Origin of the sequence: Streptomyces sp. NPDC096311, from assembly GCF_044763085.1 — a bacterium.
In the GTDB taxonomy this organism is placed as follows: Bacteria; Actinomycetota; Actinomycetes; order Streptomycetales; family Streptomycetaceae; genus Streptomyces.
Genome location: NZ_JBIWFN010000003.1, coordinates 59,926 through 74,803 on the forward strand (window position 1 = coordinate 59,926; position 14,878 = coordinate 74,803).

The 14,878-nt window shown below is 72.3% G+C and carries 14 protein-coding genes; 7 read left to right on the forward strand and 7 right to left on the reverse strand.

Annotated elements, in window-relative coordinates; genetic code table 11:
• Positions 1-24: 24 nt before the first annotated feature.
• Genes hutI through hutU form a run of 4 tightly spaced genes read right to left on the reverse strand, consistent with a single transcriptional unit; the run spans position 25 to position 5,478 of the window.
• Entirely contained in the window at positions 25-1,212 is a 1,188-nt protein-coding gene (hutI, locus tag ACIRA5_RS08540) for an imidazolonepropionase (RefSeq protein ID WP_403688753.1), read from the reverse strand.
• 35 nt (positions 1,213-1,247) lie between these two features.
• Positions 1,248-2,588, reverse strand: a complete 1,341-nt coding sequence (locus ACIRA5_RS08545) for a formimidoylglutamate deiminase (protein ID WP_403689717.1) — start codon at positions 2,586-2,588, stop codon at positions 1,248-1,250.
• Positions 2,579-3,808: an allantoate amidohydrolase gene (locus tag ACIRA5_RS08550; RefSeq protein WP_403688755.1), complete on the reverse strand. Its 1,230-nt coding sequence runs from the start codon at positions 3,806-3,808 to the stop codon at positions 2,579-2,581. Before ACIRA5_RS08550 ends, ACIRA5_RS08545 begins: the two co-directional genes overlap by 10 nt.
• The gene (gene hutU, locus ACIRA5_RS08555) at positions 3,805-5,478 is read right to left on the reverse strand and encodes a urocanate hydratase (RefSeq protein WP_403688758.1); all 1,674 of its coding nucleotides are present in this window, start codon (positions 5,476-5,478) and stop codon (positions 3,805-3,807) included. The genes ACIRA5_RS08550 and hutU overlap by 4 nt, the downstream gene beginning before the upstream one ends.
• 206 nt (positions 5,479-5,684) lie before the next feature.
• Here hutU and ACIRA5_RS08560 point away from each other — a divergent pair, with 206 nt between their 5' ends.
• From ACIRA5_RS08560 to ACIRA5_RS08580, 5 genes are all read left to right on the forward strand, one after another.
• Positions 5,685-7,169 (forward strand): diaminopimelate decarboxylase, encoded by a 1,485-nt coding sequence (locus ACIRA5_RS08560; RefSeq protein WP_403688761.1) that lies wholly within the window; start codon positions 5,685-5,687, stop codon positions 7,167-7,169.
• Positions 7,170-7,495: 326 nt separating this feature from the next.
• Positions 7,496-7,894 (forward strand): hypothetical protein, encoded by a 399-nt coding sequence (locus ACIRA5_RS08565; protein WP_054236907.1) that lies wholly within the window; start codon positions 7,496-7,498, stop codon positions 7,892-7,894.
• A 134-nt stretch (positions 7,895-8,028) separates the two neighbouring features.
• Positions 8,029-8,760 (forward strand): transcriptional regulator, encoded by a 732-nt coding sequence (locus ACIRA5_RS08570; RefSeq protein ID WP_403689720.1) that lies wholly within the window; start codon positions 8,029-8,031, stop codon positions 8,758-8,760.
• A gap of 38 nt (positions 8,761-8,798) precedes the next feature.
• Entirely contained in the window at positions 8,799-9,308 is a 510-nt protein-coding gene (locus ACIRA5_RS08575) for a roadblock/LC7 domain-containing protein (RefSeq protein ID WP_403688764.1), read from the forward strand.
• 64 nt (positions 9,309-9,372) lie between these two features.
• Positions 9,373-9,747, forward strand: a complete 375-nt coding sequence (locus ACIRA5_RS08580) for a hypothetical protein (RefSeq protein WP_054231414.1) — start codon at positions 9,373-9,375, stop codon at positions 9,745-9,747.
• Positions 9,748-9,770: 23 nt separating this feature from the next.
• On the opposite strand, the gene ACIRA5_RS08585 is transcribed toward ACIRA5_RS08580, so the two are convergent.
• From ACIRA5_RS08585 to ACIRA5_RS08595, 3 genes are all read right to left on the reverse strand, one after another.
• Complete coding sequence (locus ACIRA5_RS08585; RefSeq protein ID WP_403688767.1) at positions 9,771-10,340, reverse strand: hypothetical protein; 570 nt, start codon at positions 10,338-10,340, stop codon at positions 9,771-9,773.
• Positions 10,341-10,460: 120 nt separating this feature from the next.
• Complete coding sequence (locus ACIRA5_RS08590) at positions 10,461-11,294, reverse strand: MurR/RpiR family transcriptional regulator (protein ID WP_261687714.1); 834 nt, start codon at positions 11,292-11,294, stop codon at positions 10,461-10,463.
• A gap of 113 nt (positions 11,295-11,407) precedes the next feature.
• Positions 11,408-13,048 carry an aromatic amino acid ammonia-lyase gene (locus ACIRA5_RS08595; RefSeq protein WP_403688769.1) on the reverse strand — a complete coding sequence of 547 codons (1,641 nt, stop codon included), beginning with the start codon at positions 13,046-13,048 and terminating at the stop codon, positions 11,408-11,410.
• 142 nt (positions 13,049-13,190) lie between these two features.
• On the opposite strand from ACIRA5_RS08595, the gene ACIRA5_RS08600 reads away from it, so the two are divergent.
• Both ACIRA5_RS08600 and ACIRA5_RS08605 read left to right on the forward strand, forming a co-directional pair.
• A complete protein-coding gene (locus ACIRA5_RS08600; protein WP_403689723.1) occupies positions 13,191-14,240 on the forward strand; it encodes an ABC transporter ATP-binding protein in 1,050 nt (349 codons plus the stop codon).
• Positions 14,237-14,878: an ABC transporter permease gene (locus ACIRA5_RS08605; RefSeq protein WP_099922288.1), complete on the forward strand. Its 642-nt coding sequence runs from the start codon at positions 14,237-14,239 to the stop codon at positions 14,876-14,878. Before ACIRA5_RS08600 ends, ACIRA5_RS08605 begins: the two co-directional genes overlap by 4 nt.

Here is a 14,878-nt window from a genome sequence, read left to right on the forward strand (position 1 = left end):
GGCCTCGGACTCGTGACCCCGGTGTCAGACCTCGCGTGCGCCGCGCCGCCAGACGCCGGTGACCAGCGGTACACCCGGCCGGTAGGCGAGGTGGACGTGGCTGGGCGCGTCCAGGAGGGCGAGGTCGGCGCGGGCGCCGACGGTGAGACGGCCGATGTCCGTGCGGCGCAGGGCCGCCGCGCCGCCCGCCGTGGCCGACCAGACCGCCTCGTCCGGGGTCATCCCCATGTCCCGTACCGCCAGCGCGATGCAGAACGGGACGGAGGAGGTGAAGGACGAGCCCGGGTTGCAGTCGGTGGAGAGGGCGACGGTCACGCCCGCGTCCAGGACGCGGCGGGCGTCCGGCCACTCGGCGCGGGTGGAGAACTCGGCGCCGGGGAGCAGGGTCGCGACCGTGCGGCCGTTCGCCAGGGCCTCGACGTCCGCGTCCGTGAGGTGGGTGCAGTGGTCGGCGCTCGCCGCGTCGAGTTCGACGGCGAGCTGGACGCCGGGGCCGTACGAGAGTTGGTTGGCGTGGACGCGCGGGTGCAGGCCCTTCGCCTTGCCTGCGGTGAGGATCGCGCGGGCCTGGTCGCCGTCGAAGGCGCCCTTCTCGCAGAAGACGTCGATCCAACGGGCGTACGGGGCACAGGCGTCGAGCATCTCGCCGGTCACCAGGGCCACGTACGCGGCCGGGTCGTCGGCGTAGTCCGGGGAGACGATGTGCGCGCCGAGGTAGGTGACCTCGTCGGTGTGTGCCGCCGCGATGCGCAGCGCGCGGGCCTCGTCCTCGACGGTGAGGCCGTAGCCCGACTTGGTCTCGAAGGTGGTGGTGCCCTGGCGCAGGGCCTCGTGGAGGTAGTGCGTGAGGTTGCGCTCCAGGTCCTCGTCACTGGCGGCGCGGGTGGCGGCGACGGTGGTGCGGATGCCGCCCGCCGTATAGCCGCGGCCCGACATGCGGGCGTTGAACTCCTGGGTGCGGTCGCCCGCGAAGACGAGGTGCGAGTGGGAGTCCACGAAGCCCGGAATCACGGCCCGGCCACCGGCGTCGACCCGGTTGTCAGTGGCGGGTGCTTTTCTTGAGTCACCGGTCCACGCGATGCGGTCGCCTTCGATGACGACGGCCGCGTCCTGGATCAGACCGAGGGGGGATCCGTCGCCAAGGGAGGGATCGTTGGTGACCAGACTGGCGATGTTGGTGATGACGGTGGTCGTGCCGGTGATGCTGCTCATGGCGTCCTCGTGGGGGCGGAGTTCGGCGGTCGTCTCTAGGCGCGCAGGGCTTCGACTGCCTGCGCGAGGGCCTGCGGCACATCGGGAACAAGAGCGTGCGCCCCGTCGCGTACGACATGCCGGCCGCCCACGACCGTGTGCCGTACGTCGGCCGCCGTCGCCGCGAATACGGCCGTCTCGGCGCCCAGGCGCGGCACCGGTCCCGCTGTCCTGACCGAGTCGAGGGCGATCGTCGTGAAGTCGGCGAGCGCGCCCGCCTCGAGGCTACCCGCGTCCTGCCAGCCGAGGGCCGCGTGGCCGTCGGCGGAGGCGGCGCGCAGCAGGGCGGCCGCCGTCCAGTGACCGCGGGTGCGGGTGCGCAGGCGCTCGTTCAGCTCCATCGCGCGGGCCTCTTCGAGGAGGTCGATGACGGCGTGGCTGTCGGAGCCGAGGGAGAGGGGCGAGCCGGCTCGCTGGAGGGCGACGGCGGGGCCGATGCCGTCCGCCAGGTCCCGTTCCGTCGTCGGGCACATGCATGTGCCCGTCCGGGAGTCGCCCAGCAGCGCGATGTCCTCGTCCGTGAGGTGCGTGTTGTGGACGCCGGTCGTGCGGGGGCCGAGCACGCCGTGGTCGGCGAGGAGCCGCGTCGGGGTGCACCCGTGGGCGGCCTGGCAGGCGTCGTTCTCCGCCGTCTGCTCCGACAGATGCACGTGCAGCGGGGCCTGCCGCTCCTCGGCCCAGCGCGCGACCGTCGCCAGCTGTCCGGCGGGCACGGCCCGTACGGAGTGGATGGCGGCACCGATCCGTGCGTGATCGCGGTCCTTGAGAAGTGAAGAGCGTTCCGCCCAGGCCTCGGCGCTGCCGTCGGAGAAGCGGAGCTGGTGGTGGTTGGGCGGCTGTCCGAAGCCGGCGGACACGTATGCCGTGTCGAGGAGGGTGATCCGGATGCCGGCCTCGTCCGCGGCCGCGACGAGCGCCTCGCCCATCGCGTTCGGGTCGGCGTACGGGGTGCCGCCGGGGGCGTGGTGCACGTAGTGGAACTCGCCGACGGCTGTGACGCCCGCGAGCGCCATCTCCGCGTACACGGTGCGGGCGAGCGCGTGGTAGGTGTCCGGCGTCAGCCTGTCCGCGAAGGAGTACATGATCTCGCGCCAGGTCCAGAAGGTGCCGGAGCCGACCTGGACGGTGCCGCGCAGGGCGCGGTGGAAGGCGTGCGAGTGGGCGTTGGCGAGGCCGGGGAGGGTGAGTCCGCGGAGGATCTCGGCGCCGGGGGGCGGGGTGGCGGTGTTCTCGCGGACGGCGGTGATCCGCCCGTCCGTCACGTCCAGGGCCACGCCCGGCTCGACATGGGTGTCGAGCCAGGCGTGTTCAAGCCAGTACGTCTGCGTCACCTGCAGGCCAGCCCTTCGAGTACGTCGGCGAGTGCGGTCACCCCGGCCACGCAGTCGTCCTCGGCGGCGTACTCGGCCGGGGAGTGCGAGACACCCGTGGGGTTGCGTACGAACAGCATGGCGGTCGGGACGGTCCCGGAGAGAATTCCGGCGTCGTGTCCGGCGCCCGTGCCCAGGACGGGAACCGTGAGTCCCGCGGCCTCTTCCCCGTCCTTGCCCAGGATGCGGGCGAGCTCGTCGCGCAGGGCGTGCTCGAACTCGACGACGGGGGTGAACGACTCGCGGACGACGTCGAGTTCGACGCCCTGGGCCTCCGCGTACTCGCGGGCGGCCTTCTCGACGCCGGTGACGACCGTGTCGAGGGTCGCCTGGTCGGCGGCGCGGGAGTCGAGCCAGCCGCGCACGAGGGAGGGGATGGCGTTCACGCCGTTCGGCTCGACGGAGATCTTGCCGAAGGTGGCGACGGCACCGGCGAGCTGGGCCTCCCGGCGGGCGGCGAGCACGGTCTCGGCGTACGACAGCATCGGGTCGCGGCGGTCGACGAGCCGGGTGGTGCCCGCGTGGTTGGCCTCGCCCCGGAAGTCGAAGCGCCAGCGGCCGTGCGGCCAGATGGCGCTGGCGATGCCGACCTGGTCGCCACTGAGGTCGAGGGCGCGGCCCTGCTCGACGTGCAGTTCGACGAAGGCGCCGATGCGGGCGAGGCGCTCGGGGTCGGGACCGATGGTGTCGGGGTCGTATCCGGCGCGCTCCATGGCCTGCGGGAGCGTGATGCCGTCGCCGTCGGTCAGCCGGTGCGCCTGCTCGACGGTGAGTTGTCCGGCGGCCAGCCGGGAGCCGACGCAGGCGAGTCCGAAGCGGGCGCCCTCCTCGTCGCCGAAGTTGACGAGGGCGAGGGGGCGGGTGAGCTCGGCCTTCCTGGCGCGCAGTTCGTCCAGGGCGGCGAAGGACGACACGACGCCGAGGGGCCCGTCGAAGGCCCCGCCGTCGGGCACGGAGTCCAGGTGGGACCCGGTGACGACGGCGTCGCCCTCGGCGGGGTCGCCGAGCCAGGCCCACTGGTTGCCGTTGCGGTCCAGCTCGTAGCGCAGCCCGCGGGACTCGGCCTGGGCCCGGAACCAGGCCCGGCAGTCGGCGTCGGCCTCGGTCCAGGCGAAGCGGCGGTAGCCGCCGGAGGCGGAGCTGCGGCCGATCGGCAGCAGCTCCGCCCACATGCTGTGGAAGGTCACGCGGTGCCGTCCTCGTCGCCTTCGCGCATCGGGATGCGCACGCCGCGCTCGTCGGCGGTGGTCTCGGCGATGTCGTAGCCGGCGTCGACGTGACGGATGACGCCCATGCCGGGGTCGTTGGTGAGGACGCGGCGGAGCTTCTCGCCGGCCAGCTTGGTGCCGTCGGCGACGGAGACCTGGCCGGCGTGGATGGAGCGGCCCATGCCGACGCCGCCGCCGTGGTGGATGGAGACCCAGGAGGCGCCGGAGGCGACGTTCACCATGGCGTTGAGCAGCGGCCAGTCGGCGATCGCGTCGGAGCCGTCGAGCATGGCCTCGGTCTCGCGGTACGGGGAGGCGACGGAGCCGGAGTCGAGGTGGTCGCGGCCGATGGCGAGGGGCGCGGCCAATTCACCGGAGGCGACCATGTCGTTGAAGCGCTCGCCGGCCTTGTCGCGCTCGCCGTAGCCGAGCCAGCAGATGCGGGCGGGCAGGCCCTGGAAGTGAACCCTCTCCCCCGCCATCTTGATCCAGCGGTGCAGGGACTCGTTCTCGGGGAAGAGGTCGAGGATCGCCTTGTCCGTCTTGTGGATGTCGGAGGCCTCGCCGGACAGGGCCGCCCAGCGGAAGGGGCCCTTGCCCTCGGAGAAGAGGGGGCGGATGTAGGCGGGGACGAAGCCGGGGAAGGCGAACGCCCGCTCGTACCCGGCGAGCTGGGCCTCGCCGCGGATCGAGTTGCCGTAGTCGAAGACCTCGGCGCCGGCGTCCATGAAGCCGACCATCGCCTCGACGTGCTTGGCCATGGACTCACGGGCGCGGGTGGTGAAGCCCGCCGGGTCCTTGGCGGCCGCGTCGGCCATGTCGTCGAAGTCGATGCCGGTGGGGAGGTAGGCCAGCGGGTCGTGGGCCGAGGTCTGGTCGGTCACGATGTCGATGGGGGCGCTCTCGGCGAGCATGCGGGGCAGCAGCTCGGCGGCGTTGCCCAGGAGGCCGATGGAGAGCGGCTTGCGCTGGTCGCGGGCCTCGACGGCGAGCTGGAGGGCGTGCTCCAGGGAGTCGGCCTTCACGTCCAGGTAGCGGTGCTCGATGCGGCGCTCGATGGCGCGCGGGTCGACGTCGATACAGATCGCGACGCCGTCGTTCATCGTCACGGCGAGCGGCTGGGCGCCGCCCATGCCGCCGAGGCCCGCGGTCAGGGTGATGGTGCCCGCGAGCGTGCCGTTGAACTTCTTGGCGGCGACGGCGGCGAAGGTCTCGTAGGTGCCCTGGAGGATGCCCTGGGTGCCGATGTAGATCCAGGAGCCGGCGGTCATCTGGCCGTACATGGTGAGGCCGAGGGCCTCCAGACGGCGGAACTCCTCCCAGTTGGCCCAGTCGCCGACCAGGTTGGAGTTGGCGATGAGGACGCGCGGGGCCCACTCGTGGGTCTGCATGACACCGACGGGGCGGCCGGACTGGACGAGCATCGTCTCGTCCTGCTTGAGGGTCCGCAGCGTGCGGACCATGGCGTCGAAGGAGCGCCAGTCACGGGCGGCCTTGCCGGTGCCGCCGTAGACGACGAGCTTGTCGGGGTGCTCGGCGACCTCGGGGTCGAGGTTGTTCTGCAGCATCCGCAGGGCGGCTTCCTGCTGCCATCCCAGGGCACTCAGTTCCGTACCGCGCGGCGCTCGGACGGGGCGGGGTCCTGACATGGTCTGCCTCCTAGCGGACTGTTGCAGTAGATATTCACATCCTGACTTCTTGAATAGAGCTAGTCAATAGATGAGTGGGCCAGCGGGGGCGTGGCGCGGGTGTTTGGCTGGGATGTATGGGCACAGACAGGGACACGACGGAGGATTCAGTGAGCGATGGAGCAGCAGGAACCAGGGTGCCTTCGACGGGGACACCATCGACCGGGATGTCTTCAGCGGCGGCGCCTTCGGGTGAGGCTTCGGCGGGCGGGGCGTCTTCGGGTGAGGCGTCTTCGGCGGGCGGGGCGTCTTCGGCGGGCGGGGGCGAGTCCGGCTCCGATCGCGTGGCGCGGCGCGACGACGCCGTCCGGGCTGCTGTGGAGCATGGACTGCTGGGGCCCGAGGCCCCCATCATCGCCCTCCTCGACGTTCCCGGCATCAAGGCCTCGGTGGCGGAGCTGCGGGCCGCCTTCGACGCGGTGACGGCGCCGGGCACACCCGTGCTGCACGCCTTCGCGGTGAAGGCGACCCCCCTGGTGCCCGTACTGCGACTGCTGCACGAGCACGGCATCGGCGCGGAGGTCGCGAGCCCCGGCGAGCTCGCCCTCGCACGCGCGGCCGGAGTGCCACCCTCCGAGACCGTGCTCGACTCACCCGCCAAGACGATCGCCGAACTGCGCGAGGCGCTGGCGCTGGGCATCGCCGTCAACGCGGACAATCCGCAGGAGCTGGACCGCATCGACGGCCTGGCGGGAGACCTGCCCAACGGGCCGAACGGCGGTCCCGCGGGATCCCCGCACCCCCGCTCCCCCATCGGAATCCGGGTGAACCCGCAGGTCGGCGGGGGATCCATCGAGGCGTTGTCCACGGCGACGGCGACCTCGAAGTTCGGGGTCGCGCTGCGCGACGAGGGTGCCCGGGAGTGGATCGTCCAGGCGTACGCCGACCGTCCGTGGCTGACCCGGCTGCACGCGCACACAGGATCGCAGGGCATCCCTCTCTCGCTGATGGCGCGGGGGATCGCGGAGACGTACGCGCTCGCCGAGGAGATCAACCGGCGTGTCGGGCGGCGGCAGATCGACACGCTCGACATCGGCGGCGGACTGCCGGTCAACTTCGGCTCCGACGTCACGACCCCGACGTACGCGCAGTACGCGCGGCTGCTCGCCGAGGCGGTGCCAGGGCTCTTCGACGGGCGGTACGGGCTGGTCACCGAGTTCGGGCGGTCGCTGCTGGCCAAGCACGGGACCGTGATCGCGCGGGTCGAGTACGCGAAGTCCGCCGGAGGCCGGCCGGTCGCGGTGACCCACGCCGGGGTGCAGATCGCGACCCGCACGGTGTACGCACCCGGGTCCTGGCCGCTGCGGATCGCCGCGTACGACACGAAGGGGCGCCCCAAGGCGGGGCCGGACGTCGTCCAGGACATCGCGGGGCCCGCCTGTTTCGCGGGCGACCTGCTCGCCGAGGGGCGCGCGCTCCCGCTGCTCGAACAGGGTGACTACGCGGCGGCGTTGGACACGGGCGCGTACTACTTCGCCCATCATTACGCGTACAACTCCCTGGCCCGGCCGGGCGTTTACGGCTTCGCGCCGGTCGAGGGCGGCAACGGGGGCAGGGACGTGCGGTTCGCGGTCGTACGGGAGCCGCAAGGCGTCGAGGAGATCGTCGCGGAGTCGGGCGGCGCGCGACCGACGGCACTCACGGCGCTGTAGCCCCCGACGCCCGGCACCTGGCACCTGGCACCTGGCGCCTGGCGCCTGGCGCCTGGCGCCTGGCGCCTGGCACCCCGAAAGAGAACACGGCGTGCGTGGCCTCCCGCACACCCCCGCGGACCTGCGAGCGCCCCCTGGCGCGCCTTCGCAACGGGCCCTGACCGGCATCCGAACAGCGCCAAGAGGACTGAAAATATGGTCAGTTGACCCACCTTAGCCACCGCGCGCATGTTCCACAGGAAAATGCCAGATCCCTCACCCGTCGCGCACACGTTGCGTAACTTCGGCGTCACTCGGCCGAACCCTTTGGCGGGAGGGGATACGTGGTGCCCGGAATCGACGAGTGCCTACTGGAAGCCATGCGACTGCCCGGTGCCCGGGGCGCCGCGGTGGTCGACTGGACCAGCGGGCTGGCCCTGGGCACGGTCGGGGACGCCCCGGGCGGTGACCACGAGACGACCGCGGCGGAGGCGGCCGAGCTCGCCCGGCTCGCCGCGGAGCACAAGGCGTTCGCCCCGTCCGACGGGTCCGACTGGTCCGAGCAGGAGACCCCGGTCGAGGACCTGATCGTCAGCAACCGTGACAGCTACCACCTGCTGCGGTTCGTCAGGACCACGTTCGACAGCAGCGTGTTCCTGCATCTGTGGCTGGACCGGGCGGACGGCAATCTCGCGCTGGCCCGGATCCGGCTCGGTGAGATGGCCGGACGGCTGGTACTGGGATGACGACGGTCAGAACACCGCCCGCACTCGAACTCGCCGTGCACAAGGACAGCGGCCAGGACCACGACCGCAACAACGACAAAAACAACAACACCAACGACAACGACAGGGCGGCGGTCCCCGTCGGCCTCTCGCCCATGCTCAGCCGACTCGCCGCCGAGCGGGCCACCGGCGTGCTGGTGCGCGAGCGCGGGGTGCTCTACCTCTGTGACGGAGAGGTCGTGCATGCCGAGAGCCCCGCCACGCCCTCGCTCGACGTGCTGCTCACCGCGCGCGGAGTGCTGGCGGCCGAGTCCTGGCGGGAGGCGGTCGCCGAGGCCGGGGCGCGGCGGCGGGTCGGGCGGTTCCTGGTCGAGCGCGGGCGGATCGCCGAGGGCGCGCTGGAGCTGTGCCATCTCGGGGCGCTGTACGACGCGGCGTACTTCGTGCTGGGGCCGAGCAGCACTCCGGCCCGGTTCCGGTACGGGGCCGCGCACTGGCTCGGCCCCGTGCGTCCCGTGCCCGTGGCCGCGGTGGAGCGTGAGACGCTGCGCCGTCGCCAGCTGCTGCACCGGGTCTGGCCCGACCCGGCGACGGACACCGCCCCGTTGGCGCGCGCCCGGCGCGCCGCCGAGCCGTCGGTCCCCCTGCGCCAGTGGTCCGTGCTCGGCCGGGTGGACGGTCTGCGGACGGCGTCGGACATCTCGCTCGCCCTGGGGCGGCCCGCGTTCCACACCCTCGTCGACGTCCGCCGGCTGGCCGCGGCCGGGCTCGTCACGGCGGCGAACGCGCCGGAGCGTGCGCCGTTGCCCAAGGTGCTCACCCAGCCTTCCGCCGATCCCGACGTCGCGTTGTTGCGCCGGCTCCGAGACGCGCTGGAGGCCCTGTGATCCGCGCGCTGCGACAGCGTGCCGAGAGGAGACTGCTGATGGCGGCGGAACCCGAAGTCCTCGACGAGCTGCACCGGTTGAGGGCCCGCGTGCCCCAGCTGACCGGTGCGCTGGCGGCCAGCGTCGACGGACTCGTACTCGCCCACGACACACCCGGAGTGGAGCCCGAGGGCGTGGCCGCGCTCACCGCGGCCGCGCTGGGGGTGGCCGTGCGGATGGCGGACGCCACCGGGCAGGGCGAGTTCCGCGAGCTGCTGGTGCGCGGCGTCGACGGCTATGTGGCGACGTACGCGGCGGGCGGCTCCGCCGTGCTGACGCTGCTGGCCCAGGACCGGGTCAACGTCGGCCGGCTGCATCTGGAGGGGCGCCGTTCCGGCACCCGGATCGGCGAGCTCGTGGAGGCCGCGACGGCGCGCGGCGAACCGGTCGCCCCGGCGCGGGCTCCCACGCGGGCCGCCTCCATGCCGACGCGCACCCGTACGGCGCGCGGCACTCCCCGCACGCCCCCGACCCCCACCCCCAACGCCCCCACCGCATCGGAAAGCTGACCGAAGAGTCGGACCGAAGGTCGGGCCGAGAAGTCGGACCGACAAGCCGAAAGGAAGAACCACCATGACCAACACCGAAACCGCGCTGAAGGAAGCACTCGCCTCGATCGAGGGCGCGACCGGAGCCGCCCTCGTCGACTACACCAGCGGAATGGCGCTGGGCACGATCGGCGGCAGCAAGGGCTTCGACCTCACCGTGGCGGCGGCGGGCAACACCGACGTCGTCCGCGCCAAGATCCGCACCATGGAGCACCTCGGACTGAAGGGCGAGATCGAGGACATCCTGATCACGCTGTCCGACCAGTACCACCTGATCCGGCTGATCAAGGGGCGCGGCGGCAACGGGCTCTTCCTGTACCTGGTGCTCGACGCCAAGCGGTCCAACCTGGCGATGGCCCGGCACCAGCTGAAGAGGATCGAGGCGGACCTCGAGGTGTAGCGACCCCCTGTCGCCGCCTCGGGTCAGCGGCGTCGCGCTCCGCCGGGCGCGGCGTCACCGGCCGCCACTCCGGTGGCCCGGCAGGCCTTGACCGGCTTTCCGGCGGGAGCCCCGGCGCGTCGGCCGAGCCAGTCGACGCGCACCCAGATCAGCGCCTCCTCGGCGCGTTCCCGGCGCCCGAGCCAGCCGGCCTTGAGCCACAGCCCGACGCCCGCACCGGCGAGCAGCATGCCGCCCGCGGCGGGCACCGCGAAGGAGCTGCCGAGCGCGGCCACGAAGGCGAGCAGCAGCCACCAGCGATGGCCCCGACGCCAGTTGCGTACCGTCACGGCCCGGTCCTGGAGCACGTCCTGCTTGCTCGCGCGTGCGGCCGAGCGGACGAGTGCGGCGTACCGCTTTCTGCGGGTGTACGCCACCACGGCGGCCGCGAGGATGAACAGCGCGGCGCCGGCCATGACCCCGATCCTGCGTCCGGTCAGCCCGGGCAACAGCACCCCGATACCGGCCGCGAACACCCCGAACCACCACAGTGGTGCCGCCCCGGCTCTCACCACGACGGCCACCCGAGCCAGCCCCTGCCCTCCGCGCGCCACGTTCTCCGCCTCCCGTGCTTGCGTCTTCAGCCGCTTGCGTCTTCAGCGTCTTTGGGCGCGCACGCTAACGAGCGAAGGTGAGACGAGTCTGAGAAGCGGGGCCACTCCACCGAACCGTGACTACTCCACGAACAGGCCCCTGGCCGCCGCCCGCGCGTCGAACTCCTCCAGCCGCGTCTGGGCGTCCGGGATGTCGTCGCACATCGCCTCCAGCAGGACGCGCCCGAGGAGCATCGGGGAGCAGGCCGTGTCGAAGGCGAGCCCGGTGCCGACGGCGGCGGGCAGGAGGAGGTCCGAGACCTTGGCGACCGGCGCGAACGCGGAGTCCGCGACCGTCACCACCGTCAGCCCGGCCTCCTTGGCGTAGGCGAGCGAGTCCACGACCTCGCGCGGGTGGCGGGGCAGCGCGAAGCAGAGCAGGGCGGTGGCTCCGGCGTGGACGGCCGCGTCGATGCGGTCGTGCAGCATGGTGCCGCCCTCGTGCAGCAGCCGTACGTCCGGGTGGACCTTGGCGGCGAAGTACGCGAAGCCGTACGCCTGGGAGGCGGCGGCGCGCAGTCCGAGCACCGGGAGCGGACGGGAGGCGGCGAGCAGCCGTCCCGCGCGCTGCACCGGGCGCGGGTCGGCGAGCACCTCGGCGAGGTGCTTCAGGTTCTCGATCTCGGCCTCGACGGCCTGCTGGTACTCGTTGTACGAGCCCGGGGCCGCCGTCTGTTCGGTGGGCGCGACCTCGCGCAGGTGCTTGCGCAGCGCCGGGTAGCCGTCGAAGCCGAGCGCGACCGCGAAGCGGGTGACGGAGGGCTGGCTGACCCCGGCGAGTTCGGCGAGTTCGACGCTGGAGAGGAACGGCACGTCGGCGGCGCTGCGCACCATGCTGTGCGCGATGCGCCGTTGGGTGGGCGTCAGCCGGTGCCCCTCGAAGAGCGCCTGCAGGCGTCCGGCGGGACTGTCCATCACGCTCTCGTCGGCATGCAGGCCGGCCTTCACGCCGGCGTTCACGTCGGCCTTCATCCCGGCCTTCATGCCGGCTTTCGCCTCCGCGCTCACGTCCGTGCTCCTGTCCACGCTCATGACTCGTTCCCCCTCCAGATGTCCGTGAACCGGTCGAGCAGCGCGGCGGCGGCCGTCACGTCGTCCGTCAGCGGCCGGTCGGTCTGGTCCAGGCCGAGCACGGACTCGGCCAGTTCCATCGCCCGTCCGACCGGGAGCTCAGGGTCGGGCCGCAGATCGCGCTGGCGCAGCGCCCGTACGGCGGAGACCAGTTCGCAGCCCACGACGAGACGGTAGGCACCGCACGCCCGCAGTGTCTGCCGTGCGGCGAGCGAGGCGAAGCTCGCCTGTTCCTCGACGCCCCGGGAGAGTACAGCGTGGCCGAGCGAGGCGGGCGCGGAGAAGGCGCGCAGGTCGCCGAGGGCGGCCGCGGCGGCGTACTCCAGGATCATCACGCCGGAGGACGCGGGCTCTTGGTCGGCGAGGAAGGGCCGCAGGCGGGTGTAGGCGGGTTCGTTGAGGGTGGAGAGCCGGGAGGTCGACAGCCGCGCCACCTGTGTGACGGCGAGCCTGAAGTGGTCGAGCGCGAGGGCGAGTTGCGCCTGGTAGAAGCCGCCGTGGTGGTACGCGGCCATGTCCTCGGGCGAGATGAGGGGGTTCTCGGCGGCGGCGTTGATCTCGACGACCAGGACCTCTTCGAGGGCGTCCGCGGCATCCTGCGCGGGCCCGTGGATCTGCGGGACGCACCGGAAGCCGTACGGGTCCTGGATCCGCCCGAGCGGCGGGGTGGGCCGGTCCGCCGCCCCGATCAACTCCCGCATCCGGCGCGCGACTTCGGCCGAGCCCTTGTGCGGGCGCGCGGCGTGTACGGGCGCCGCGTACGCCTCGTGCGATCCGTCGACGGCCAGCAGGGACAGCGCGGCGACGACCTGGGTGGCCTCGATCAGCCCCCGCAGCTCGTCCAGCGCGAGCGCGGACTGCCCGAGAGTGAGGGCGTTGCTGCTGATGAGGGCGAGGGCGTCGTTGTTGTCGAGGGGCTGGGGCCCGGGGGGAAGGCCCTGCCCGACGGACGACACCTCCTCCCCGAAGGACGTCACCCGCTCCCCGAGACCGAGCGGCGACGGCCCCTGGGCCTGGACCGACGGACCCTGCACCCGGGGCGGCACACCCTGCTCCGGCCCCCGCCAGGGATGCTCCCCCACCAGCGCCAGCCCCACCTGGGCCAGCGCCGCGATGTCCCCCGTGCCCACCGAACCGAACTCGTTCACGACCGGGTACGCGCCGGTCTCCAGGGCCTCGCACAGCGCCGTGACGACGGTGGGCCGCAGGCCCGCTCCGCCCGCCAGGAGCTGGTTGGCGCGGACGGCGAGCATGGCCCGGACCTGGCGGGCGGGGAGCTCCTCGCCGATGGCACCGGCATGGCTGCGCAGCAGGCGCAGCCCGTGCTCGGCGGCGGCCTCGGTCGGCACGCCCTCGTTCCGGTTGGCGCCGACGCCGGTGGAGCGCCCGTAGACGCGACCGGTGGCGGCGATCTGCCGGGCGGCGTCCCAGGACTGCTCGACACGCTTCATCGCCTCGGTGCCGGGAACGGGCCGCGCGGCCCCGTCGGCGAGCCGCACGATGTCGGCGACACCGGTGCTGCACCCGTCGAGCACCACGAGACCGGCGGTGAGACCGGCCACCATCGCACGCGACGTGTCCGCATTCCGAGACGACATAGAGCAAAAACTCCCCTCAATCCGGACATTGGATCTTGCCTGGTGGCCATAAGTAACCAGCGATTAACGCCGGACCGTTGACAACCTATTCAGGTACAGAGAACTCTGCATGACGATATGCAGACCGGGCAAGGGACACCTCATGATCCAGTTCGACACGGTCCACAAGCGCTTCCCCAACGGCACCACCGCAGTCCACGACCTCTCTCTGGAGATGCCGGAAGGCGGCGTGACCGTCCTCGTCGGATCTTCCGGTTGCGGTAAGACCACCACCCTCCGGATGATCAACCGGATGGTCGATCCGACCTCCGGCACCATCCGCGTCGGCGGCAAGGACGTCCTCGATCAGGACGCGGCCGAACTGCGCCGCTCCATCGGGTACGTCATCCAGCAGGCCGGCCTCTTCCCGCACCGCACGGTGCTCGACAACATCGCCACCGTGCCGCTGCTGCTGGGCTGGGGCCGCAAGAAGGCCAGGGCGCGAGCGGCCGAGCTCCTGGAGACCGTCGGCCTCGCCGCCGATGCGGGCAAGCGCTACCCGCACCAGCTCTCCGGCGGCCAGCAGCAGCGCGTCGGCGTGGCCCGCGCGCTCGCCGCCGACCCGCCCGTCCTGCTCATGGACGAGCCCTTCGGCGCGGTCGACCCGGTCGTGCGCACCCAGCTCCAGGACGAACTGCTCCGCCTCCAGAAGGAGCTCAGCAAGACCATCGTCTTCGTCACCCACGACATCGACGAGGCCGTCCGGCTCGGCGACCAGATCGCGATCTTCCGCACCGGCGGCCATCTGGTGCAGTGCGCGACCCCGGCCGACCTGCTCGCCCGCCCCGCGGACGACTTCGTCGCCGACTTCCTCGGCGCCGAGCGGGGCCTCAAGCTCCTCTCGCTCCAGCACCTCACCGACGTACCGCAGGGCCCGGCCCCCGAGGGCGGCGCCTGGACCCTCGTCCTCGACGAGGCCCGCAAGCCGCGGCACTGGCGGGCGACGGCCGACGACGCCGAACTCCCCGTACGACCGCTCAGGGACACCGACTCCCTGCTGGCGGCGCTCAACGAGTCCATCGCCTCGCCCACCGGACTGGTGGCGCGTGTGGACGCCGACGGCGTACTCACCGGCGTCACCTCCCGCGACGACATCCACGAGCACGCGAGCAAGGCGCACGGCACCCACGGCACCGCGAGCGTGGCGATATGACCGTCGACTGGTCCTGGATAGGCGACCACACCCACGACCTCACCTCCCTCGCCCTCTCCCACCTCCAGGCCGCGCTGCTGGCCGTCTTCTTCGGCCTGCTGATCTCCCTCCCGCTGGCCGTCGTGGCCCACCGGGTGCGCGCCCTGCGCGGCGTGCTTCTCGGCCTCTCGAACGTCCTCTTCACGATCCCTTCGATCGCGATCTTCGTCCTCCTGCTCCCGGTGAGCGGTCTGACCCGCACCACCACGGTCATCGGCCTGACGGTCTACACCCTGGTCGTCCTGCTCCGGAACACGGTCGAGGGCCTCGACTCGGTCCCCGTGAAGACCAAGGAAGCCGCCAAGGCGATGGGCACCCGCCCGCTGCGGACCCTGCTCACCGTCGAACTCCCGCTCGCCCTCCCCGTGATCATGGCGGGCGTGCGGATCGCGACGGTCATGTCGATCTCCCTGGTCTCCGTCGCCACCTACATCGGCGACGGCGGACTCGGCCAGCTCTTCACGGACGGTTTCCAGCGCAACTTCCCGACGCCGGTGATCGTCGGCGTGGTCCTGACCCTGCTGCTCGCGCTGGTCGCGGACGCGCTGCTGGTCGCGATCCAGTACGTACTCACTCCGTGGACGAGGCGGCGAGCCTGA